Source organism: Streptomyces sp. NPDC026538, assembly GCF_055567535.1.
The window spans coordinates 1294436-1317142 of sequence record NZ_JBVHQG010000002.1; the positions used below are offsets into that span (position 1 = coordinate 1294436).

Consider the following 22707-nt stretch of genomic DNA (forward strand, 5'->3'; position numbering starts at 1 on the left):
ACCCCATCGCAATTGACGCCTTATCGGAAAGAAATGGCCTTTCTGCGGGGAGTTGTGCACACGGGAGGATCGGAAGCGCCCGGTCCGTGGTTATCGGAGCCTGGCCCGGAAGGTGGTGAACAGGTACGCGCAGAGCAGCGTGGCCAGCGACAACGCCATTGCCCCGCCCACGGGTTGGGCCAGCACCCGGGCTGCCGCGACCAGATAGCGCTCGCCCCCGAAGGGCCACTGCAGCAGCAACATCTCCCGCATCCGCATCGGGAGTCCGGCGGCCATCCGCACACCAGACCCCTGCAGCGCCTTGTGCACGACGGGCACGACGAGTACGGGCACGGCGAGCACCGCGGCGAGACCGGCCGTGGTGGACCGGAAGACGCCCGCCGCCAGCACACCGGCCCAGGCACAGCCGACGATCAGTCCGAACCAACTCGCGGTCATCGGAAGCCACTCGGCGGGAACCTTCGCGAGTTCCCGGCCGTAGACGACATAGAGCATCTCGGCGTCGCAGCCCAGGGTGAGGAACGAGAGCAATACGGCGGTGGCTCCGGAGACCGCCAGTTTCGCGGTGAGCAGCCCCAGTCGGCGAGGCACGGTGCCGCGGTCCGCCGCCAGTGCGGGGTGGCGGAACTCGTCCCCGAAGGCCAGCGCCCCGAGCAGCCCCGCGCCGAGCGCCGCAGGGGGCAGCGGCAGCTCCCGCGGCCAGGCGGCGAACAGCCGGGCCTGCGGGGTGTGCCCGAGCCGGGCGAGCAGGACGGTGGTGAGGGCGGACACCACCAGGACAACACCGCAGGTGACAAAGCCGGTACCGATCCCGGCGGCTCGGCGGAGCTCGTAGCGCAGCGGACGGAGGGGGCTGGGGGCGGAGCGGACTGCGATGGCGGGTGGGAGCGGCGACGAGTCGTCCGGAGCGACGGCGTGAGCCCGTCGCGCGGACCCGGCCGGAAGGGGGATGGGGTCGCCACCCGCTGCCGAAGGTTCGCTGGTCTGCGACTTCCGCCGCGGCAGCCTGGCGGAGAGCTTGGCGGTCGAGGCTTCGCCGGGCTGTGGCTGTTTGACGGGCGGCTGCGTGGTCGGAGCTACGCCGGACACGGTGGGGGCCGGCGACTGCGAGGAGGCTGAGCGGGCGAAGGGATCGTCCGGAACGGGACGCGGTGACGACTGGGGGGATGCGGCGGAGGCCTGCGGCGGGGCGGACGCGGTGGTGGACGCCTGGGCAGCGGCGGCAGTGGTCGAGGAACGCCCGGAGGCGGCACCGACGGCTGGCCGGCCGGATGCGGTGACCGCTGGCGGGTGAGCGGAGGAGGCCGCGGCCGACGGCTGGGCAGGGGTGGCGGTCGACGAGTGAGCCGAGGCGGCGTCGACCGGTGGGTGGGTGGACGCGGCGGCGGACGGCTGGGCGGGATCGGCAGTGGAGGGTGGCTGGGCGGGGACGGTGGCGGACATGGGGTCCGGGGCTGGGGCGTGGATCGGCGGCTCGGACGATGCGGCCGGGGCCACAGCCGACGAGGACGCGGTGTCGGCCGACGACGGCCGGGCAGCCGCCGTGGCGCCTGTCGACCGGGCCGAGAGCGCCACGGTCGGGGTCTCGGTGACGACGGCGCGGCCTGACTGTTCCGCGTGCGCGGACGCCCCGCTGGATTCGGGCAGCTGCTCAGCTGCGCCCGTGTGCCCCGCTGTGTTCGCGGGCAGATCCGGGCCCTGCTCCTGACCGGCGGCGCGGGACTGACTCACCGACTTCGATCCGGCCGACATCCGAGGCTGCGGGGTGACCGGAGAACCGCTCGTGTCCTGACGGCTGTCGGCACCGGGCGTGTCCCGCCGGTCGGTGGTCGGCGCCCCGCCGACCGTCCGGTGTTCCTCCGCCGCGGCCGGTTCGCTGTCGCCCCGCTGCCGTCGTACGGCCTCCGGTGCGGCGTCCGTGACCGGCTCCGATCCGGCTCCCGCCCCCATGTCGCCGACCTCGTCCGCGAGTTGGTGGACGAGGATGCCGTGGCGGAACGCCGCCTCGCCGACCTCGGCCGTCGTGCTGCCGTACACCGACAGGCGGTTGCCGCCTTCGCTGACGACCTCCACCGAGCGGTGGTCCGTGCGGGCCTCTTTGGTGAGGAGGGCGGCGAGCCGGGCGGCGTGGGGGCTGCGGACGGCCACGCGGGGGCGCAGCCGGGTTCGGGCGAAGTCGGTGGCCTCCTGGTCCGCGACAAGCCTGCCGGCCTCCAGGGTGACCACCCGGTCGGCGGCACGGGCGGCCTCCTTGGGGTCGGAGGTGGCGAACAGGACCGTGCCTCCCCGTGCGGCGTGCGCCCGGAGCATGCGGTGCAGCCAGTGGCCCTCACGGGTGGAGAGACCGTGCGTGGGTTCGTCCAGGACAAGGGTGTGCGGGTCGGGGAGCAGGGCGCAGGCCAGGCCCAGTCGTCGGTCCACGCCGCGCGAGAGCGTGCCCAGGCGCTCCTCGCGCAGACTGACGAGCCCGACCGCTTCGAGTACTTCGTCGGCGCGCCGGACCGGTACTCCGGTCGCCGCGCACAGCATGCGCAGATGCCCGCGTACGGAGCGGGCCGGGTGACCGGGAACGTCACCGAGGAGGACGCCGACCTCACGCGAGGGGTGGGCGATCCGATGCAAGGGGCGACCCCTGAAGTAGGTGAGTCCACGGCCCTGTTGGAGTTCGAGCATCAGTCTGAGCGCCGTGGTCTTGCCCGCGCCTGCGTCGCCCAGGAGTGCGGTGACGCGGCCCGCGCGCGCTTCGAAGGTCACGTCGTCGACGGCGGGCGGGTGCGCCTTGCGGGGATTGCTGGTCAGTCCGAAGGCCTCGATCACCTTAGGGAAGATAGCGCGGAATGACCGTTTTTCCGGGTATAGAAGGGTTTAACCGCGACAGGGTTCGCGCTGTCGGACGGTCAGACCTCCGGTCGCAGCATCGGAGGGTTGAGCAGAGTCGCGCCGCCGGCACGGAAGAGCTGAGCCGGACGGCCGCCCTGACGGGTGGTCGTACCGCCGGTGGGGACGAGGAAACCGGGGGTGCCGGTCACCTTGCGGTGGAAGTTGCGCGGGTCGAGCGCCACGCCCCACACCGCCTCGTAGACCCTGCGCAGCTCACCGACCGTGAACTCGGGTGTGCAGAACGCGGTGGCCAGGGACGAGTATTCGATCTTGGAGCGGGCGCGCTCCACCCCGTCGGACAGAATCTGGGCATGGTCGAAGGCGAGCGGTGCAACCGTCTCGCCGTCCCGGCCATAGCCGCCCTGCGCGAGCAGTTCCTCGACCGGCGCCCACCGCGCGTTGCTGGCGTCGCCGCCCGCGCGCGGAGCGGGGAGGTCGGGGGCGAGGGCGAGGTGGGCGACGCTGACCACGCGCATCCGGGGGTCGCGCTTGGGGTCGCCGTAGGTCGCCAGCTGCTCCAGGTGGGCCCCGCCGTCCTGGGCGGGGGCATCGGGGTCGTGAGCGCGCAGCCCGGTCTCCTCCGCGAGTTCCCGCGCCGCCGCCTGCGAGAGATCCTCGTCTGCCCGTACGAAGCCGCCCGGCAGCGCCCAGCGCCCCTGGAACGGCTGCTCGCCTCTGCGTACCGCCAGCGCGCACAGGGCGTGGCGGCGCACAGTCAGCACGACCAGGTCCACGGTGACGGCGAAGGGCGGAAAGGCTGACGGGTCGTAGGGCATGCGGTGATCATAGTCGTCTGCCTGACGATAAACACTCCCTTCGTCGCTCGCTTCGACGGCTGATCCACTTCGCTCAGGTATGCACCCCGTAGTTCGTTCCGGCACGCGTCCGACGGCCGCCCGCCCGTTCGTCGCGCCGGTCACGTCTCGCACGATTGCCTGGGGTCATGCCCCCAACTGCAGGTCGTCCGCGGCCTCCTCGACCATGGCCAGGCCGAGTCGGCTGACCCGTACCGAGAAAGGCGCGCCGGCCACCCGCAGGCCGGTCAGGCCGAGTTCACCCAGGGGCGCGCTGTGCACGGGCCGGAGGGTGACGGTCCCGGCCGGGGCGTCGGGGCGGATGCCGGCGAGGGTGGTGAGGAGCAGCACCCCGGAGGCGGCGGCCGTGGCCGCCGGACGGCAGGCCGCGGGGTGCGGAAGGGGGGCGCTCCCGTCGGTGCGCTGCTCACCGGCGAACATCTCGGGCAGCCGGTGGCCGAAGTGCTCGGCCGCCGCCAGCAGGCCACGCAGCAGGCCGCCCGCCTCCTTCTCGTAGCCCGCGGCGGCCAGCCCGGCGACGGCGAGTGCCGTCTCCTGGACCCGGACGGCCCCGGCCCGGTGGCCGAACGGATTGTGTCCCGCTTCCTTGGCCCCGAGTCCGCGCAACCCCCATCCCGAGTCCATGGCCGGACCGCCGAGCAACCGGGCGAGCTGCTCGGTCTGCACCTTGTCGAGCAGGCCGTCGGCCGGTCTGCCGGCGCCGAGCAGGCCGGTGTCGAGCAGGTGGACGGCGGCTGAGCCCAGGTGGGTCAGGGGGCGGCCGTCCGGGGTCAGCGCCGCCGCCGGACGGCCGCCGCTTCTGTCCTCGGTCCAGAAGTCCGCTTGGAACGACTTCCTCAGCTCCCCCGCCCACTGCCGCAGTCCGGCGCCGCCCGGCCGGTCGTACGCGTCGAGGAGCTCGGCGCCGAGCAGCGCGGCTCGGTGGGCATGGGCCTGGGTCTCGCTGCGCGCGGGTCCGCCGGGCTGTGGGTCGCAGAGGTAGGTGTGGTCGCCCACCGTGGTGCGCAGCCAGGTCAGGCAGCGCTCGGCCGCGGGCAGCAGTTCCCGCGTCTCCTGGTCCGGGAGCCCCCAGCGGCGGGCCTCCGCCAGCAGCACGGGGAAGAGCAGGGTGGCCTCCGTGCCCGTGCAGCCCGGCGGCAGATGTGCTCCGGCATCCCGGCGCGGCCCGGGGACCATACCGGCCTGCGGACCCGGACCGCGCAATTGGGTGCGGGCGAGGGTGCGCAGGGTGCCGGCGGCGAGGCGGGTGCCGAGAGGAAGGGTCATCCGGGCCGCGGCGAGCGCCTCGGCCGGGGCCAGGCCGCAGCGCCAGGGCGCCCCGGCCCCGAGGTAGGTGTCGGAGGGGTGTGCCGGGTCACGGAGCAGCAGCGCCTGGAGATCCTCGATGCTGGTCCTGAACAGCGCCGCGGCTCTCGGATCGTCACCCGCGGCCCTGGCGGGCGCCAGGGGGCTCGTGGCCGCGCGTCCCACGGCGCGCGGGTGACCCGTGCCGTCCGGGCGCACCCGCAGTTCCACACTCGCCGTTCCGCCCGGGGGCAGTTCGAACTCCCAGCGCAGCAGTCCCGCGGAGGCCAGTGCGTCGGTGGGTGGCGGGTCCGCCGTGACCGACGAGTTGCCGGTGGGGGTGGTCCAGCGCAGGCCGGAGTCGTGGACACTGGCCGGGAGTTCGGGGCCGGGGCTGCCGGAGGCGATGGCGCTCAGCTCCGCGAGGTCGGTGCCGAGGGCCACCTCCAGCGCCAGACGCAGGGGGTGGCGCGCGGAGCTGTGCAGGGTGATGCGCTCGGTGCCCTCGGCGTGACGGATTCGTTCCACGACGACGTCCGGATCCGGGCCGGCCCCCGGGGAAGTCCGCAGGGTACCCACGAAGCGTGTGGAGTCCGCACCCGCCATCCGCGCCTGCACGGGGAGCGGTTCGCGGCCGGCGACACGGACCTGGCAGCGTGCGAGCAGCCGCCGACCCGCCCGGTAGAACCCTTCCAGGCCGCGGCCGGTCAACTGGCCCTGCTCCGTGGAGACGGCGAGGCCGGGCAGCGCGACGCAGATCAACGCGGTGTGCGTGGGCGGCAGCCCGCCGACGTGCCCCGGGCTCTGCGGACCTGGGGTCGATCGTGGGGGCGTGGCCCGTGTCGTGCGGTCGCGGGGCTGCCCCGACGGGCCTTCCGCCCGCGACAGCCAAGGTGGGGGGCCGTCCCGGAGTCGGCGGTTGCCGTCGGCGGTGAAGGTCGGAGTCGGCTGATGCACGGGAGGCTCCTTCTGCGCTCTGTGCGCCCGGGACGTGCTGGGCGCCGGACGGAGGACTCCGGAGGGACAGAGGACGGGCGGCGGCACGACCCGTCCAGGCGTTCCGCCACTCAGGTGAACGGAGGAGGGCTCCTCGTGGTCACGCCCCCGCCCGCCGAACCCGATCGGGCGACAGTGCGAGGGGACTCCGCGCGGGCCGCTCGGCCCATGCCTTCGGACGCCCAGGGCCGACAGGCCGACACGGCGCCGGCCGACGGGCGGGCAGTCGCGGAACCGCCCCGGTCCGATGAGGTTCCGTGTCCGGCGGCGGACAGCACCGGCCCACGCCCGTCCGTGTGCCGTCCCTGGCCGGCCCCCGTTCATTCGTCCCCCTCGACACGGCCCTTCCGGGTGCCTGAGTCCTCCCGGGCGGCCCGGCCGCCTCGGGTGTCGGTCTTCCCCGCCGCGCGGGTGCGCGTGCCGTCGCCCGGCCTGGACGACCCGGGGCGGGTCCGGGTGTGAACTGCGCCCGCCGGTCGCGGACGGGCGCCCTCCGGCCGTGGCCGCCGCGGGTCGGAACTGTCTTCGGCGCGCGGACGGCGGCGACGTCGGGTCTCGGAGGCGGCGGTCGGCTCGTGGTCGGTGCCCGGGTCGGCCGGAGCATTGTCGCCGCCAGCCTCCGGGCCGTCGGCCGACTCGCGCCCCGCGCGTTCCGTGCGCAGGCAGCGGCGGATCGACTCCGGGTCCAGGCCCTCGTTGCAGGCCTGGTGCAGGAGGCGGGCGAAGAGGTACTCGGGGTCCGCGCCCAGCGCCATCGCCAGGGCCTCCCGCGCCTCCAGGTCGTCGCCGGTCGACCAGGCGACCCAGCCGGCCAGCGTCAAGGGAGCGGCGGCGTGTTCGCCGTAGGGGCCGACACAGCGGCGGGCCAGGGCTCGCCACAGGCGCAGGGCGGGTCCGGCCTCGTCACCCTCCATCCAGGCTGCCGCCCGGTCGCGGGTGGTGCGGTCCTGCAGTCCGAGGATCAGCCGGGCGGCCTCGCCGTGCGCGAGCAGAGCGTCGTCGCGGAGGTCCGCCTGGTGGACGCCGGACACCGGGACGGCCGCGGCGTACCGGCTCATGAGCTGCTCGGCGAGGGCGAGCGTCTCCTCGGCCACCTCCGCGCGGGAGGCATCGTGGAGGATGCGGGGCACCAGGGCCATTCCGGCGCGGTCCAGGGCGCCCTCCTGTTCCGGCGCGGCGCCGGACTCCCAGGGCTGCAGCCTGGCCCGCAGCTCGCGCAGAGTGCCGCGCACCTGGATCCCGGCGTAGGTGGCGGCGGCCGCGAGCACCGAGGTGCCGGGCAGGCCCATGGGGGCGCCGTCCGGAGGGCAGCACTCGTCCGCCGGGCAGCAGTACGACCAGAAGCGGCCCCCCGAGACGCACAGCGCCTCGATCACCGGCACGTCGAGGCGGCCGCACTCGGTGCGCAGCAATTGGGCGAGCGGGGCGAGCCGGCGCATGACGTCCCGGCCCGTTTCGCCGGGCGACGGTTCCTGGCAGACGTAGGCGACCATCTGCTCGGGGCGGGTTCCACGGCGTTCGCTGCCCGCCGTCAGGCCCTGGGCCAGCTGGCGTGCGGCCGATTCCCAGTCGTCCTTGTTCGCGGGGATGCCGAGCCGGGCCCGCCCGCCGAACCGGCCACGGCCGCCCCGGTCGTGCAGGGCCACCAGCACCATGCTGTCCTCGGGGCGGTACCCGAGCAGGTAGGGCAGCGCGTCGGCCAGTTCGGCCGGGGTACGCAGCGTGATCTGGGTGTCGTGGGCGGGATGGCCGAGGGGTTGCACACCTCCCGTGATGTCGCCGTTTTCGGAGGGTCCGGTGGTTTCGCTGTGATTCGTCATGCGCCGACGATCTCGCGGATCTCGGAATTCCGGTTTTCCTGTGGACAAGTCAAATCAGGGACACGTCAAAGCCGCCGCGCTCGTCCACAGACCGCCCGGCTGTCGGTCCCGTCCTGTTGTATGGACGCATGGAGCACACGAGCAACGCGGAACTCCGGACGCGGGCGGACGCCGTCCTCGCCCGTCTCGTCGGCGACGACACGGGTACGGCACGGCTGCGCGAGGACCAGTGGCGGGCGATCGAGGCGCTGGTCGCCGACCGGCGCCGGGCCCTGGTCGTCCAGCGCACCGGCTGGGGCAAGTCCGCGGTGTACTTCGTGGCGACCTCGCTGCTGCGGGCCGCGGGCAGCGGCCCGACGGTCATCGTCTCCCCGCTGCTCGCGCTCATGCGCAACCAGGTGGGCGCGGCGGCCCGGGCCGGTATCCACGCCCGCACCATCAACTCCTCCAACACCGAGGACTGGCAGGCGATCCAGGCGGAGATCGCGGCCGGCGAGGTCGACGTCCTCCTGGTGTCCCCGGAGCGCCTCAACAACCCAGACTTCCGCGACGAGGTGCTGCCCAAGCTCGCCGCGGCGACCGGACTGCTCGTGGTGGACGAGGCCCACTGCATCTCCGACTGGGGCCATGACTTCCGGCCGGACTACCGGCGGCTGCGCACCATGCTCGCCGAACTGCCACCCGGTGTGCCGGTGCTGGCGACCACCGCCACGGCCAACGCGCGCGTGACCGCCGATGTGGCCGAGCAACTGGGCACCGGTGGCGGCTCGGACGCACTGGTGCTGCGCGGTCCGCTGGACCGGGAGAGCCTGAGCCTGGGTGTGCTGCGGCTGCCGGACGCCGCGCACCGGATGGCGTGGCTCGCGGATCACCTGGACGAGCTGCCGGGCTCCGGCATCGTCTACACACTCACCGTGGCCGCCGCCGAGGAGGTCACCGCGTTCCTGCGGCAGCGCGGGCACACCGTGGCGTCGTACACGGGGAAGACGGAGAACGCCGACCGGCAGCAGGCCGAGGACGACCTGATCGGCAGCCGGGTCAAGGCACTGATCGCCACCTCGGCCCTCGGCATGGGCTTCGACAAACCCGACCTCGGGTTCGTGGTGCACCTGGGCTCGCCCTCCTCCCCCATCGCCTACTACCAGCAGGTGGGCCGCGCGGGGCGCGGTGTCGAGCACGCCGAGGTACTGCTGCTGCCGGGCCGGGAGGACGAGGCGATCTGGGACTACTTCGCCTCGCTCGCCTTCCCCTCGGAGGAGCTGGTGCGCCGCACCCTGGACGTACTCTCCCGGGCCGGCGGCCCCATGTCGCTGCCCGCGCTGGAGCCGCTGGTGGAACTGCGCCGCTCCCGGCTGGAGACCATGCTGAAGGTCCTCGACGTGGACGGCGCGGTCAAGCGGGTCAAGGGCGGCTGGATCGCGACCGGGCAGCCGTGGACGTACGACGCGGAGCGGTACGACTGGGTGGCACGGCAGCGGGCGGCCGAACAGCAGGCGATGCGCGAGTACGCGGCCATGACGGACTGCCGGATGGAGTTCCTGCAGCGCCAGCTCGACGACGAGGGCGCGAAGCCCTGCGGCCGCTGCGACAACTGCGCACGGCCGCGGTTCACGGCGGACACCTCCACAGCCGCAGTGGACGCCGCACGGGTCGACCTCGGCCGCGCGGGCGTCGAGGTGGAGCCCCGGAGGATGTGGCCGACCGGCCTGCCGGCCATCGGCATCGATCTCAAGGGACGCATTCCGGCCGGTGAACAGGCCGCCGCGGGGCGAGCCCTGGGGCGGCTGTCGGACATCGGCTGGGGCAACCGGCTACGGCCGCTGCTCGCACCCCAGGCCCCGGACACGGCCGTGCCGGACGATGTCGCCCGCGCGGTGGTGGACGTACTGGCCGACTGGGCGAAGGGCCCCGGTGGATGGGCCCCTGGGGCGGCCGACGCGCAGCCCCGCCCGGTGGGTGTCGTCACCGTCGCCTCGCGCTCCCGGCCCCGGCTGATCGACTCCCTGGGCGCCCGCATCGCGGAGATCGGCAGACTGCCTCTGCTGGGTTCCGTGGAGTACGCGGGAGAGGCGGCACACGTCTCGCGCAGCAACAGTGCCCAGCGTCTGAAGACCCTCGACGGCGCGCTGACCGTGCCACCCGCCCTGTCCGCCGCACTCGCCGCGGCCGAGGGTCCGGTCCTGCTGGTGGACGACTTCACCGAGACCGGCTGGACGCTGGCGGTCGCGGCGCGCATGTTGCGGAGGTCCGGGGCGCGCGGGGTGTTGCCGCTGGTCCTGGCCGTACAGGGCTGATCGACCCGGTGCTGTTCGAATACGGCACCGGATGCGGCGTTCGCACGTGTCGTACTCGAACGTCCCGGAGTCCTCCGGTGCCTCGGTGGGTAGGGATATAAGCCACGCACCACCAGATAACAGTCGGTGGCCCCATTTGCTCGTTGCCGCAATCAAGTTCGACAGGAAGAATTGAAGTCCGCTCCCCGCACGGCTCGTCCGTGATCCGGTTGGGCCTTACTGCGGTGCGCGCTCCCCCGAATCCAATCTCGCCCGCTGTGTGGGCGCGTAGCCGAAGGGAGGAACGTGACCTTCGGATTCGCTCCGTCCTCGGCAGCATCGTTGTCGACGTCCGCGTCCGCCGTTTCCGCCAGCCGCCTGCTCGAGCCCGCGGAGTGGGCCGACGCCGGCATACCGCTGCTGCGCAATCCTCGTGAGGTGGTCAGCGGGCTGCACGCCCGGCACCGTCCCAGGCCGACGACGGCGATCGTGGCCGTCCTCGACCCGGAGGAACGGTTGTGCGCCAGCGCCTCGTTCACCCGGCGCTCGGCGCAGGCCGACGGCTGGATGTTCCGCAACGCGCTACTGGCGCAGTTGCGCCGGGTCATCCCACACGACCTGCGCCGCCGCACCCCGGTGCGGACCGCCGTACTGCTCTACTGCCGCGAGGGGGACGCGCGTTGGACGGAGGAGGACGGTGCCTGGATGTGGGGGCTGCGGGACGCCTGCACCCTGCACGGGCTGCGCTGCGGGTCGTACATCACGCTGACCCACGACGGCTGGCAGGTACTCGGTGAGGGTCGCGGCGGGCGGCGCCCGAACGCCGACTCGCCTCCCGAACCCTTCGCCCTGTCCGAGTCCGCGCCCCTGCCACCGCGCACCGGAGGCGCCGCCTCCGAGGTACTGCGCCGCGCGGCCGCCCGCTGAAGCCGACCCCCGCGCGGGGGCACCGGCCGAGCACCCGCCGCCGGGCACGCCCCCCTGAAACATGCCGTACGGCGTGCTCAGCGGGCTCGCTCACCCCACTCCGGCCCGTGGCGGACGTGGCCTGGTTTGGTCACTCGACAGATCCGGCCCGGTACCCGCGCTCCGGATCCTCCGTCCGTCGAACGACCGCGCCCCGACGGCCGGTGCCCCTCGCCCGCTTCCGGGCATGCCGAAGGCACCACCGTGCGAGTCCGTCGCCACAACTCCTTCGGTACCTCCGGAGTCCCAGAGGCGCCGGAGGTCGCTCAGACGCCGGCGCCCAGCACCGAGTTGATCCGCTGCGGGTCGCCACAGACGATCAGCAGCGCACCTGCCCGGGAGAGAGCCAGCGGCAGGACCGTGGCGGCGACCGCGTCGGAACCGCCGTTGACGGCGACGACGACCACAGGGCGGGTCGCGGCACGGGAGGCGACGGCCGCGTCCGTGTAGAAGACGTCGTCGCCAGCGTCGTGCTGCGCCCAGTAGGAGGCTTCACCGAAGGTCAGCTCGTGGTCGGCCCACGGATGCTGCGCGCCGGTGGTGATCACCAGCACGTCACCGGGGGCACGGCCCGAGTCGAGAAGCAGGTCCACTGCCTCCTCGGCGGAGTCGAGAGCGCTCTCGACCGATGCCGGGATCAGCTGGATCTGCGGGGCCGCCGCTGCCGCGGCGGGAACGGCCGGGCCGGACGGGCCTGGCTTGGCCATGTCACGCGGCGCGCGCTGTACCGGCGGCGTCGGCCGCACAGGGCCGGGACGACCGGGACGCGACGGAGCCGCGGGGCGGGGGCCGGGTACGGGACGAGGGGTCGGCGCGATACGGCCACTGGCCGGAGTGGCGCGGGGACCCTGGGCACTCTCGTGAATCTGAGGCTCCTCGGGAATGAGAGGCATGAGCTGATATCTATCAAACGTTGGTGCAGGTCACGTGAACTGGGTGGCACAACAGTGCGACAGGAACGTCAGAAGTCGAAGCCGAGCTGACCCTCGATCTCCGGAACGCTTCCCTCCGCCCAGCTGCGGACCTTCTTGAGGTGCTGCCACTGGGGCAGCGCATCAAGATACGCCCACGACAACCGGTGGTACGGGGTGGGGCCCCGGTCCTCCAGTGCGGCCTTGTGCACGGGCGACGGATACCCGGCGTTGTCCGCAAATCCGAAGTCTGCATGGTCGATACCCAGTTCGGCCATCATTTTGTCGCGCTGAACTTTGGCGATCACCGAGGCCGCCGCGACGGCCACACACGATCGGTCACCCTTGATGACCGTGCGCACCTGCCACGGGGTACCGAGGTAGTTGTGCTTCCCGTCGAGGATGACCGCGTCGGGACGGACCGGGAGGGCCTCCAGGGCGCGGACGGCGGCCAGCCGCAGCGCGGCCGTCATCCCGAGACTGTCGATCTCCTCCGGCGAGGCATGGCCCAGGGCGTAGGCCGTGACCCATGTCCGCAGCACCTCGGCAAGTTCCGTACGGCGCTTGACGGTCAGCAGCTTGGAGTCGGTGAGGCCCTCGGGTGGTCGGCGAAGACCGGTGACCGCGGCACAGACGGTGACGGGCCCGGCCCAGGCACCGCGCCCCACTTCGTCGACACCGGCAATGACCTTCGCTCCGGTCGTGGCGCGGAGGGAGCGCTCGACGGTGTGAGTAGGTGGTTCGTACGGCATGGCGCACTCAGGGTACGCCGCGCCGATCCCCGAGCGACACCCCGGCTTCCCCTACCGGCCCGCGGGCCGCGGGAGCGCCGGGTCAGACGCCGCGCGACAGCAGCAGCGGAAGCATGTACTGGTCGATCATCCGCTCGACCTCCTGGTCGCTCCATTCGCTTCCAGAAATCTTGTTGCGGTACATCATCATCGCCGGAATGGCGTCGAGCACATAGTCGTTGGCCGCATCGGCGCGCACCTCCCCCCGCTCTATGCCGCGGGCGACGATGTCACCGATCAGCCTGGTGGTCGGCCCCACGACGCCGTCGAAGATCACCCCATGGAACCGCTCGACCTGCGTCGGATCGCATTCGTGAATCACCGACCGCAAGGCGAAGCCGGGGCGCGAGAACATCGCGTCCCGGGCCTGCCGGCACAGGGCCAGCAGGTCTTCGCGCACACTTCCGAGGTCGGGGGCCTCCTCCAAACGTGGCAGACCCGCCTGCAAGGCGTCGGCGACCAATTCCTCCTTCGAGGACCAGCGCCGGTACACCGCGGCCTTTCCGGTCTGCGCACCGGCGGCGACACCCTCCATGGTGAGGCCGTTCCAGCCGACCGTGCTGAGCTGCTCCAAGGCAGCGTCCAGGATCGCGCGTTCGAGGACCGCACCGCGCCGACGGGGGGAGGCCGCCTGAGCAGGAGCGGCAGTCCAGGGCGAGGTAACCATCTTGAGTTTCTCCAGCGAGCGAGGGGAAGCGGGATTCCGGAGCGGGGGGACGATGCGCGGCACGCGACGGCAAAGGGGGACGCGGCACGCGACGCGCAGTTAAGTGAACGCTTGCGTTCTCTACCGAGGACTCACTACCGTTGTCGCGACAGTGAACGCGGGCGTTCACTAACACCTTCGTGGGGGACCCATAGTGACAACCTCTCAGCTGATATCCGAACAGAAACCCGGTGCGGCCCGCCGGCAGGGGCGCCCCGGCATCGCGCTCGCCGTGATTGCCGCCTGCCAGCTCATGGTCGTACTTGACGCGACGATTGTGAACATCGCGCTCCCGCACATTCAAGACGCCCTCAAGTTCAGCACCACGGACCTCACCTGGGTGGTCAGCGCCTACACGCTCACCTTCGGGGGTCTGCTCCTGCTCGGTGCGCGAGCCGGTGACATCCTCGGCCGGCGCCGGGTGTTCATGACCGGCATCCTGCTGTTCACCTTCGCCTCGCTCCTCGGCGGTCTCGCCCAGGAACCCTGGCAGCTGCTGGCCGCCCGCGCCCTCCAGGGCATGGGTGGTGCGATCGCGTCGCCGACCTCGCTGGCGCTGATCACCACCACCTTCCCGGAAGGCCCCGAACGCAACCGGGCGTTCGGCGTGTTCGCCGCCGTCTCCGCGGGCGGTGGCGCCATCGGTCTGCTGGCCGGCGGCATGCTCACCGACTGGCTCGACTGGCGCTGGGTGTTCTTCGTCAATGTGCCGATCGGACTGCTGATCGTCGCTCTCACCCCGCAGTACATCAACGAGTCCGACCGGCATCCCGGGCGGTTCGACATCGCGGGCGCGCTGGCCTCCACACTGGGCATGGTCTCCCTGGTGTACGGCTTCATCCGGGCTTCGGAGGAGGGCTGGCACGACACTCTGACCCTCGGCTCCTTCGGTGCCGCGGTGGTGCTCCTGCTGGCCTTCGTCTTCATCGAGACCCGGGCGAAGGAGCCCATCACCCCCCTGCGGATGTTCGCCGACCGCAACCGCTCCGGCACGTACGTGATCATGCTGAGCCTGGCCGCGGCGATGTTCGGGATGTTCTTCTACATCGTGCTGTTCGTGCAGAACGTGCTGGGCTACAGCCCGATCCGGGCCGGTCTGGCCTTCCTGCCGGTGACGGTGGCGATCGCCGTCGGCGCCGGACTCTCGCAGCGGTTCCTGCCCGCCCTCGGCCCGAAGCCGTTCATGATGACCGGCTCCGCCCTCGTGGTCGTCGGCCTCACCTGGCAGACGTTCATCAAGCCCGACAGCTCGTATCTCGGCGGGATCCTCGGGCCCATGCTCATCTTCGGCTTCGGCATGGGCCTGAACTTCGTGACCGCGACCGTCACCGCGGTCTCCGGAGTCGCCCAGCATGAGGCCGGAGCGGCCTCCGGCCTGCTGAACGCCATGCAGCAGGTGGGCGGTTCGCTGGGCCTGTCGATCCTGACCACGGTCTTCGGCTCGGCCAGCAAGGACGAGGCGAAGAAGCAGCTGCCGAAGTTCCTCGCCGGCGGCTCGCCGGAGCAGAAGGCGGAGTTCGCCAAGTCCCACCAGCTGCCCGCGCCCTGGGCACACGAGGTGCTTGCGCACGGGATCTCGACCGCGTTCGTCCCCGCCGCCGTCATGGCCGCGCTCGGCCTGCTCACCGCCTGGCTGGTGATCAAGGTCCGCAAGAGCGACCTCGAAGCCCTCGCAGGCACGGCCGGCCCCGGGCTGGGCTGACCCCACCGGATCCGCGCGAAGCCGCGGATGGCCGGACCGCCGCCGTGGGACAGACGGCAGAGGCAGAGGTCCGGCCATCCGCACCACCGACAGAACCGCGATCACCACCGGAACAGAGACTCCGATCCACACCCCCAACACCGTCCCCCCGACTCCGCCGCCTTCTTCGCCGTCCGCACCCGGACGGAGCGGGGAGCGGTTGCCGGGAAAACGCCCGATGGTCACGGAGAGTTCCCGTCGACCACGCAGAGTTTCGGGCGTGCCCGGAGCCGGCAACCCCAGGGCATGGGGCCCACCACTGTTCCGGGAACAAACAAGGCCGCCGCGCCGCCGAGTCGGCCGGGCCACCGCGCCCCGCAACCTGCAGGCCCGAGGCCCCCACCGACCACGAATGCCCCGACCGGACAGTCTTCGCATCCCGACGGCCACCCACCGACAGCGACCTTCGTACGCCGGCAGCCAACCGCCGACCGCCGCCCTTCCTACGCCGACAGCCAACCGCCGACCGCGGCCTTCCTACGCCGACGGTCTGCCGCCGACCGTGGTCCCCGTCCCCGTCGGCACCCACTCCGGCAGCGGCTCCGTCCGCTCCGTCCATGCGGCCGGGGGTGCTCCCGCCGCTCCGGCCGCGAGCACGCCGCCGACGATGGCGCAGGTGGTGTCCACATCGCCGCCCACCTGGGCGGTCGCCCAGAAGGCCGTCTCGTAGTCGCCGAGGGCACGTGCCGCCGACCAGAGGGCGAAGGGGACGGTGTCGTGGGCGCTCGTACGCCGTCCGCAGCCCAGGACGGCCGCCACGGTGCCCTCGTCGTCGTAGTCGAGCATGTCGCGGGCGCGCCGCAGGCCCTGGCCGACGGCGCTCCTGGGGACGAGCGCGACGACCCCGTCGAGGAGCGCCTCGGGACTCGGCGGGCCGCCGGGCGCCGCCGCCAGTGCCGCTGCGGCGGCGACCGCCATGGCCCCGACCACCGCCTCGCGGTGCTGGTGCGTGGGGTAGGCCGAGATCTCGGCCTGGTGGGTGGCCTGCTCCGGATCGTCCGCGTACCAGGCGCCCAGTGGCGCGATCCGCATCGCCGCGCCGTTGCCCCACGAGCCCCGCCCGTTGAAGAGTGCGGCAGCCAGTTCGCGCCACTCGCCACCTTCCCTGACAAGGCGGAGCAGCCGGTTGACGGCGGGGCCGTAGCCCCGGTCGAAGTCGTGGTGCGCGGCGAACGAGTGGGCCAGCGCGTCCTGGTCGATGCGGTGGTGAGCGGCGAGTACGGCGACGACGGAACAGGCCATCTCCGTGTCGTCGGTCCACTGCCAGGGGCCCGGCGGCAGCTCGCGCCGCTGCAGCAGCGGGTAGTTCACCGGAACGAAGAACTGTGAGCCCAGCGCGTCGCCGGTGGCGAGTCCGCGCAGGCTGGCCAGGGCGCGGTCCAGGCGCCCGGCGTTCGGAGTGTCGGAGGAAACGGTCATCTCGGCCAGCCTAGCCGCTCATCCAGTGGGACTCCGGGTCCCGCCAGCGGCCGAACGGCCGGTCGAGCGTGTACTTGCCGTCGTCCCCGAGAACGAGCATCCGCATCTCGGCGTTCCCGGGGTTGGACAGCGACTCGAACTCCGCGACCGTCCAGTGGAACCAGCGCATGCAGAACAGCCGCATCGCCAGGCCGTGGGTCACCAGGAGCACGTTGGGCGGATGGTCCGGCGCCTCGAAGCTGCGGAACAGGCTCTCCAGGAAGCCGCCGACCCGGTCGTACACGTCGGCCCCGGACTCGCCCTGGGGGAAGCGGAAGAAGAAGTGTCCGTACGCGTCCCGGTACGTCTTCTGCAGCCGTACGTCGTCGCGGTCCTGCCAGTTCCCCCAGTCCTGCTCACGCAGCCGGGGCTCCTCGCGTACGCGTATGAGGTCCGGATCGAGATGGAAGGCTCGCAGGGTCTCGTGCGTACGGCGGTACGGGGAGACGTACACGCTGACGGGCTCCTGGCCGAAGATCTCCCGGATGCGTTTTCCGGTCTCCTCGGCCTGCCGCCAGCCCCGCTCGGTCAGGGCCAGTGAGTGGTCGGGTGCCCGCTCGTACACGGAGTCGTCGACATTGCCGGTTGACTCGCCGTGCCGGACAAGGACGATGCGCCGTGGTCGTGCCATGCCAAAACCCTAGATCGAGTGGCGGGAAATCGAGCACTCGGATGGGCTCCATACAGCATAGGTCACACAAATCAGGGGTTGGAGATTCAAACGATCCAGCTCGGTTCGAGCTCCACGATGTCGCCCGTGAGGGCCGCGATGTCGGCCTCCGTCTGGGCGCGCAGCGCCAGACGCTCCACCCGCTCGGTGCGGTACTTGCCGTGTTCCGCAGCCGACCGCCACATCGAGAGGATCATGAACTCGTGCGCCGGGGCCTCCGCGAACATGCCGCGGATCATGCCGGGCGAGCCGGCCATCGCCGGGTTCCAGACCTTCTCCTGCATCAGCGTGAAGTGCTCGACCCGCTCCTCGTGCACCCGGCAGAGGGCCACCCGGACCAGGTCGGAGTCCGTGAACCGCGGTTCGAAGCCGGTCTTCACATCGAACCGGTACTCGAACAACTTGACCTGCTGGTCCTTGTACGTGCCGGACTGGGACGCGGCCAGACGGTCGTGCGAGCGCGCCATGAAGGAGTCGTAGAAGGCACGGCTCTCCCAGAAGGCGAAGGTGTGCGCCACTCCGGCTCGCTGCCGACTCCAGCCCCCGCCCTGTCCGCGAAATCCCGGCTCCCCCAGAAGCCCCGCCCATTTCCGCTGCCCCCGCTCGAACCCGCGGCGGTCCACCACGGTGCAGCGAATCCACTTGACCAGCACCGCGCCATCGTAAGGCCATGGGACGTGGCGTCGGTCACGCTCCGGCGGAGATCACCCGCGCATGCGCCCCCGCGCGCGTGGCACGATGGACAAAGAGCCTTGGCAGCCCATCAGTTGGGGCAGTGGACCTCAAGGGGGGAAGGGGACGCGTGATGAGCGGTTTCAGCAAGGCGATGAGCAAGGTCGAGGTCGCGCTCAAGTGGGATCCCAGCCCGGCCGGGCAGCCGCCCACGGATCTCGACATCATCGCCGGTACCTACACGGCGGGCGACCCGTACGGGACCGCGGCCTATCTGGTGCACTTCGACAGCCGCTCGCCCGATGGCACGATCTTCCTCAACCGCGACAGCCAGGACGGCAAGGGCTTCGGCTGGGACGAGGTGATGAAGCTCGAACTCGACCGACTCGACGGCCGGTACACGCGCGTGGTGGTGGGCGTCGTCATCCAACAGCGGTCAGCGCACCGGACGTTCGTGAACGTCTTGAACCCGGAGGTGCGCGTCCGGGAGGGCTACAACGTGCTGGCCGAGGACGACTTCGGCTCGGTCCTCGGGGCGACCGCGGCCGCGGTCGCGGAGTTCGTGCGCGACGGGTCCGGTGACTGGAGTTTCCGGCCCGGCTTGCACGGCTTCGAGGACGACCCCGTGGTCTTCACCCGTGCGATGGGCGGCCTCGGCCGGCCGTGACGGCGAGCAACCAGGAGCAGCGGTAAGGGGCGTCGGCCGTGGCCGACGCCCCTTACTTCACTTCATGTCAACTCGTCAGCTGCAGCCGCTGGTCGAGCCGCAGCCCTCGCAGATGTAGCAGGAACCGGCCCGCTGCATCTTCGTACCGCAGGAGAAGCAGAGCGGGGCGTCGGCCTGGATGCCCAGCTGCATCTCCACCAGCTCGGCGCTGGTGTGGGCCTGCTTAGGGGCGGGCTTGGCCACCGCGGCCTCGGCCTTCGGGGAGGCGACGGCCTTCAGCTCCTGGGCGCGCGGCGCCGACTGGGCCAGCCCCTCGACGTCGACCTCGTCGTCGGACGGCTCGTACGAACCGGTCTCCAGGTGACGCTGGCGCTCCGGAGCGGAGTGGATGCCGAGCGCGGAACGCGTCTCGAACGGCAGGAAGTCCAGCGCCAGCCGGCGGAAGATGTAGTCGACGATCGACTGCGCCATCCGCACGTCCGGGTCGTCCGTCATTCCGGCCGGCTCGAAGCGCATGTTGGTGAACTTCGATACGTAGGTCTCCAGCGGCACGCCGTACTGGAGGCCGACGGAGACCGCGATGGAGAAGGCGTCCATCATGCCCGCGAGGGTCGAACCCTGCTTGGACATCTTCAGGAAGACCTCGCCCAGGCCGTCGTCCGGGTAGGAGTTGGCCGTCATGTATCCCTCGGCGCCACCGACGGTGAAGGACGTGGTGATGCCGGGACGACCCTTCGGGAGGCGCTTGCGGACCGGGCGGTACTCGATGACCTTCTCGACCGTCTCGCGGATGGTCGCCTCGGCCTTCTCGGTGACCTCGGCCTTCTCCTTCTCCTTGGTCTTGGCGGAGAGCGGCTGGCCGACCTTGCAGTTGTCGCGGTAGATCGCGAGCGCCTTGACGCCGAGCTTCCAGGCCTCGTAGTAGATCTCCTCGACCTCCTCGACGGTCGCCGTCTCCGGCATGTTGACCGTCTTGGAGATGGCGCCGGAGATCCACGGCTGGATCGCGGCCATCATGCGGACGTGGCCCATCGGGGAGATGGCGCGCTCGCCCATGGCGCAGTCGAAGACCTCGTAGTGCTCGTGCTTGAGGCCGGGGGCGTCGATCACATTGCCGTTCTCGGCGATGTGGGCGACGATCGCCTCGATCTGCTCCTCCTGGTAACCCAGGCGGCGCAGGGCCTGCGGGACCGTGCCGTTGACGATCTGCATCGAGCCGCCGCCGACCAGCTTCTTGAACTTCACGAGCGCCAGGTCGGGCTCGACACCGGTGGTGTCGCAGGACATCGCGAGACCGATGGTGCCGGTGGGGGCGAGGACGGACGCCTGGGAGTTACGGAAACCGTTCTTCTCACCGAGGCGGACCACGTCCTGCCAGGCCTCCGTGGCGGCGGCCCACACCGGGGTGTCCAGGTCGTCCATGCGGTCGGCCACGGTGTTGGCGTCGGCGTGCTGCTTCATGACGCGGTTGTGGGCGTCGGCGTTGCGGGCGTAGCCGTCGTACGGGCCGACGACCGCGGCCAGCTCGGCGGAGCGCTTGTACGCCGTGCCGGTCATCAGGGAGGTGATGGCACCGGCCAGCGCGCGGCCGCCGTCGGAGTCGTAGGCGTGGCCGGTCGCCATCAGCAGGGCGCCGAGGTTGGCGTAGCCGATGCCGAGCTGGCGGAAGGCGCGGGTGTTCTCGCCGATCTTCTGGGTCGGGAAGTCCGCGAAGCAGATGGAGATGTCCATCGCGGTGATGACCAGCTCGACGACCTTCGCGAAGCGCTCGACCTCGAAGGACTGGTGGCCCAGGCCGTCGTCCTTCAGGAACTTCATCAGGTTCAGCGAGGCGAGGTTGCAGGACGTGTTGTCCAGGTGCATGTACTCGCTGCAGGGGTTCGAGCCGTTGATCCGGCCGGACTCCGGGCAGGTGTGCCAGTGGTTGATCGTGTCGTCGTACTGGATGCCCGGGTCGGCGCAGGCCCAGGCGGCCTCGGCCATCTTGCGGAACAGGTCCTTGGCCCGGACCTCCTCGATGACCTCACCGGTCATCCGGGCGCGCAGGCCGAACTGGCCGCCCTGCTCGACCGCCTTCATGAACTCGTCGTTCACGCGGACGGAGTTGTTGGCGTTCTGGTACTGGACGGACGTGATGTCGTCGCCGCCCAGGTCCATGTCGAAGCCCGCGTCCCGCAGGGCGCGGATCTTCTCCTCTTCCTTGACCTTGGTCTCGATGAAGTCCTCGATGTCCGGGTGGTCGACGTCGAGGATGACCATCTTGGCGGCGCGACGCGTGGCGCCACCCGACTTGATGGTGCCGGCCGAGGCGTCGGCACCGCGCATGAAGGAGACCGGGCCGGAGGCGTTGCCACCGGAGGAGAGCAGCTCCTTGGAGGAGCGGATCCGGGAGAGGTTCAGGCCGGCACCGGAGCCGCCCTTGAAGATCATGCCCTCTTCCTTGTACCAGTCGAGGATCGACTCCATGGAGTCGTCGACGGACAGGATGAAGCAGGCGGAGACCTGCTGGGGCTGCGGCGTGCCCACGTTGAACCACACGGGGCTGTTGAAGCTGAAGACCTGGTGCAGGAGGGCGTATGCCAGCTCGTGCTCGAAGATCTCCGCGTCGGCGGGCGAGGCGAAGTACTTGTGGTCCTCGCCGGCCTTCCGGTACGTCTTCACGATGCGGTCGATCAGCTGCTTGAGGCCGGTCTCGCGCTGCGGGGTGCCGACGGCACCCCGGAAGTACTTGCTGGTGACGATGTTGACCGCGTTCACCGACCAGAAGTCGGGGAACTCGACGCCACGCTGCTCGAAATTGACCGAGCCGTCGCGCCAGTTGGTCATGACGACGTCACGGCGCTCCCAGCTCACCTCGTCGTACGGGTGTACGCCGGGGGTGGTGTGGATGCGCTCGATACGCAGCCCCTTGGTGGCCTTGGTGCCCTTCGCGCGGGAACTCCGTGCCGGACCGCTCGCCGTCTCTGTCATGCCGCCTCCCTCTACGGGCAAAAACGCCCTGAAATGCCACGATGTTCCCGTGACACGCTGTTCTGTACTGACGCCGCGGGCACCGTCAGCTGCCACCCGCGACAAGTCCTGGATCGCCGTCCGACAACCGGATTCGGGTCCTCCCCCCGGTTCCGGTCCGCCCGTCAGCCGGCGAGATGGACGGGTTCGGGCGCCCTGGTGGTACCGCCCGGCCCGTGATCGTCCTCCTGGCTCCCCGCTCCCGCGTCTTCGTCGTCCGCGACGGGGTCCTGCGCCGCCTGCCTGAGCTCCGCGATCGCGGCCTCGAAGTCCTCGAGCGAGTCGAAAGCCCGGTAGACGGAGGCGAATCGCAGGTAGGCGACGAGGTCGAGCTCCTGCAACGGGCCGAGTATGGCCAGCCCCACGTCGTGGGTGGTCAGCTCGGCACTTCCGGTGGCCCGCACCGCCTCCTCGACCCGCTGGCCGAGCTGGGCGAGTGCGTCCTCGGTGACAGGTCGTCCCTGGCACGCCTTGCGCACGCCGTTGATGACCTTGGTACGGCTGAATGGCTCGGTGACTCCGGACCGCTTCACCACCATGAGCGAGCACGTCTCCACGGTCGTGAAACGACGGGAGCAGTCAGGGCACTGGCGGCGCCTGCGGATCGACGTGCCGTCGTCGGTCGTACGACTGTCGACCACGCGGCTGTCGGGGTGCCTGCAGAAGGGGCAGTGCATGATCTCCAACCCTCCTCACAGCAGACTCAATGGCCTCGCTGGACCACCCGGGCCCCACGAAGCAGCCCCAAGCATAGGCGATCTCAGAGCCACCGGAGACCCGGGGGACCACAACTTGTGGGCTGCTGTAGCAATCCAACCACTAGATGTGGTGATTGGCTGATACATCGCCAGGTTGCGCGTGTCGCACACGTACCGCTACGGCGGATACGGAGATACCGTGGGCGCCGCACGGAGGTCACGTGCGGCTCCGGCGCAGATGGGGGCGGTCGCCCCGGTCGGCCGGGGTCCGGATGGCAGACTGGGTACACCCACACGGCCATCAGCCCGGCGGTGAAGAGTACAACGATGGGACCTTTTGTCCGCTGGGT

At 71.3% G+C, this 22707-nt stretch carries 16 protein-coding genes; 4 read left to right on the top strand and 12 right to left on the bottom strand.

Annotated features, from left to right (window positions below):
* Positions 1-90 precede the first annotated feature (90 nt).
* The 4 genes from ACZ4N4_RS12700 to ACZ4N4_RS12715 form a co-directional block, all read right to left on the bottom strand.
* Positions 91-2817, bottom strand: coding sequence for an ABC transporter ATP-binding protein (locus ACZ4N4_RS12700; RefSeq protein WP_467587500.1), 2727 nt, complete (start codon positions 2815-2817; stop codon positions 91-93).
* A gap of 80 nt (positions 2818-2897) precedes the next feature.
* Positions 2898-3656 (bottom strand): NUDIX hydrolase, encoded by a 759-nt coding sequence (locus ACZ4N4_RS12705; RefSeq protein ID WP_360488650.1) that lies wholly within the window; start codon positions 3654-3656, stop codon positions 2898-2900.
* Between the two features lie 165 nt (positions 3657-3821).
* On the bottom strand, positions 3822-5738 hold the full coding sequence (locus ACZ4N4_RS12710; RefSeq protein ID WP_467587722.1) for a glycogen debranching N-terminal domain-containing protein: 1917 nt from the start codon (positions 5736-5738) through the stop codon (positions 3822-3824).
* Positions 5739-6295: 557 nt separating this feature from the next.
* The gene (locus ACZ4N4_RS12715; protein WP_467587503.1) at positions 6296-7795 is read right to left on the bottom strand and encodes a DUF4192 domain-containing protein; all 1500 of its coding nucleotides are present in this window, start codon (positions 7793-7795) and stop codon (positions 6296-6298) included.
* A 128-nt stretch (positions 7796-7923) separates the two neighbouring features.
* On the opposite strand from ACZ4N4_RS12715, the gene ACZ4N4_RS12720 reads away from it, so the two are divergent.
* Both ACZ4N4_RS12720 and ACZ4N4_RS12725 read left to right on the top strand, forming a co-directional pair.
* Entirely contained in the window at positions 7924-10089 is a 2166-nt protein-coding gene (locus ACZ4N4_RS12720; RefSeq protein ID WP_467587506.1) for a RecQ family ATP-dependent DNA helicase, read from the top strand.
* A gap of 285 nt (positions 10090-10374) precedes the next feature.
* Positions 10375-10995 carry a hypothetical protein gene (locus ACZ4N4_RS12725; RefSeq protein ID WP_450767047.1) on the top strand — a complete coding sequence of 207 codons (621 nt, stop codon included), beginning with the start codon at positions 10375-10377 and terminating at the stop codon, positions 10993-10995.
* A gap of 305 nt (positions 10996-11300) precedes the next feature.
* Here ACZ4N4_RS12725 and ACZ4N4_RS12730 read toward each other — a convergent pair whose 3' ends face one another.
* From ACZ4N4_RS12730 to ACZ4N4_RS12740, 3 genes are all read right to left on the bottom strand, one after another.
* Complete coding sequence (locus tag ACZ4N4_RS12730) at positions 11301-11927, bottom strand: hypothetical protein (protein ID WP_467587509.1); 627 nt, start codon at positions 11925-11927, stop codon at positions 11301-11303.
* A 68-nt stretch (positions 11928-11995) separates the two neighbouring features.
* The gene (locus tag ACZ4N4_RS12735) at positions 11996-12697 is read right to left on the bottom strand and encodes a ribonuclease HII (RefSeq protein WP_467587512.1); all 702 of its coding nucleotides are present in this window, start codon (positions 12695-12697) and stop codon (positions 11996-11998) included.
* Between the two features lie 82 nt (positions 12698-12779).
* Positions 12780-13403: a TetR/AcrR family transcriptional regulator gene (locus ACZ4N4_RS12740; RefSeq protein WP_467587515.1), complete on the bottom strand. Its 624-nt coding sequence runs from the start codon at positions 13401-13403 to the stop codon at positions 12780-12782.
* Positions 13404-13596: 193 nt separating this feature from the next.
* On the opposite strand from ACZ4N4_RS12740, the gene ACZ4N4_RS12745 reads away from it, so the two are divergent.
* Positions 13597-15144: an MFS transporter gene (locus ACZ4N4_RS12745; RefSeq protein WP_467587518.1), complete on the top strand. Its 1548-nt coding sequence runs from the start codon at positions 13597-13599 to the stop codon at positions 15142-15144.
* Positions 15145-15660: 516 nt separating this feature from the next.
* Here the strand turns inward: ACZ4N4_RS12745 and ACZ4N4_RS12750 are convergent.
* The 3 genes from ACZ4N4_RS12750 to ACZ4N4_RS12760 form a co-directional block, all read right to left on the bottom strand.
* On the bottom strand, positions 15661-16602 hold the full coding sequence (locus tag ACZ4N4_RS12750) for an ADP-ribosylglycohydrolase family protein (protein WP_467587521.1): 942 nt from the start codon (positions 16600-16602) through the stop codon (positions 15661-15663).
* Between the two features lie 10 nt (positions 16603-16612).
* Entirely contained in the window at positions 16613-17272 is a 660-nt protein-coding gene (locus ACZ4N4_RS12755) for a histidine phosphatase family protein (protein ID WP_453565738.1), read from the bottom strand.
* Between the two features lie 86 nt (positions 17273-17358).
* Positions 17359-17964: a YdbC family protein gene (locus ACZ4N4_RS12760; protein WP_362579437.1), complete on the bottom strand. Its 606-nt coding sequence runs from the start codon at positions 17962-17964 to the stop codon at positions 17359-17361.
* Positions 17965-18086: 122 nt separating this feature from the next.
* Between ACZ4N4_RS12760 and ACZ4N4_RS12765 the strand changes: the two genes are divergently transcribed.
* The gene (locus ACZ4N4_RS12765) at positions 18087-18650 is read left to right on the top strand and encodes a TerD family protein (RefSeq protein WP_453565736.1); all 564 of its coding nucleotides are present in this window, start codon (positions 18087-18089) and stop codon (positions 18648-18650) included.
* A 75-nt stretch (positions 18651-18725) separates the two neighbouring features.
* Here ACZ4N4_RS12765 and ACZ4N4_RS12770 read toward each other — a convergent pair whose 3' ends face one another.
* Together ACZ4N4_RS12770 and nrdR are read right to left on the bottom strand one after the other, a co-directional pair.
* Positions 18726-21620, bottom strand: a complete 2895-nt coding sequence (locus ACZ4N4_RS12770) for a vitamin B12-dependent ribonucleotide reductase (protein ID WP_467587525.1) — start codon at positions 21618-21620, stop codon at positions 18726-18728.
* 164 nt (positions 21621-21784) lie between these two features.
* A complete protein-coding gene (gene nrdR, locus ACZ4N4_RS12775) occupies positions 21785-22336 on the bottom strand; it encodes a transcriptional regulator NrdR (protein ID WP_450767065.1) in 552 nt (183 codons plus the stop codon).
* Between the last annotated feature and the right edge of the window lie 371 nt (positions 22337-22707).

What these genes read in the sequence shown, in the direction of transcription:
- nrdR (WP_450767065.1), bottom strand. Translation starts at nt 22,336, where the DNA reads ATGCACTGCCCCTTCTGCAGGCACCCCGACAGCCGCGTGGTCGACAGT.
- ACZ4N4_RS12735 (WP_467587512.1), bottom strand. Translation starts at nt 12,697, where the DNA reads ATGCCGTACGAACCACCTACTCACACCGTCGAGCGCTCCCTCCGCGCC.
- ACZ4N4_RS12715 (WP_467587503.1), bottom strand. Translation starts at nt 7,795, where the DNA reads ATGACGAATCACAGCGAAACCACCGGACCCTCCGAAAACGGCGACATC.
- ACZ4N4_RS12755 (WP_453565738.1), bottom strand. Translation starts at nt 17,272, where the DNA reads ATGGCACGACCACGGCGCATCGTCCTTGTCCGGCACGGCGAGTCAACC.
- ACZ4N4_RS12705 (WP_360488650.1), bottom strand. Translation starts at nt 3,656, where the DNA reads ATGCCCTACGACCCGTCAGCCTTTCCGCCCTTCGCCGTCACCGTGGAC.
- ACZ4N4_RS12770 (WP_467587525.1), bottom strand. Translation starts at nt 21,620, where the DNA reads ATGACAGAGACGGCGAGCGGTCCGGCACGGAGTTCCCGCGCGAAGGGC.
- ACZ4N4_RS12730 (WP_467587509.1), bottom strand. Translation starts at nt 11,927, where the DNA reads ATGCCTCTCATTCCCGAGGAGCCTCAGATTCACGAGAGTGCCCAGGGT.
- ACZ4N4_RS12750 (WP_467587521.1), bottom strand. Translation starts at nt 16,602, where the DNA reads ATGACCGTTTCCTCCGACACTCCGAACGCCGGGCGCCTGGACCGCGCC.
- ACZ4N4_RS12740 (WP_467587515.1), bottom strand. Translation starts at nt 13,403, where the DNA reads ATGGTTACCTCGCCCTGGACTGCCGCTCCTGCTCAGGCGGCCTCCCCC.
- ACZ4N4_RS12720 (WP_467587506.1), top strand. Translation starts at nt 7,924, where the DNA reads ATGGAGCACACGAGCAACGCGGAACTCCGGACGCGGGCGGACGCCGTC.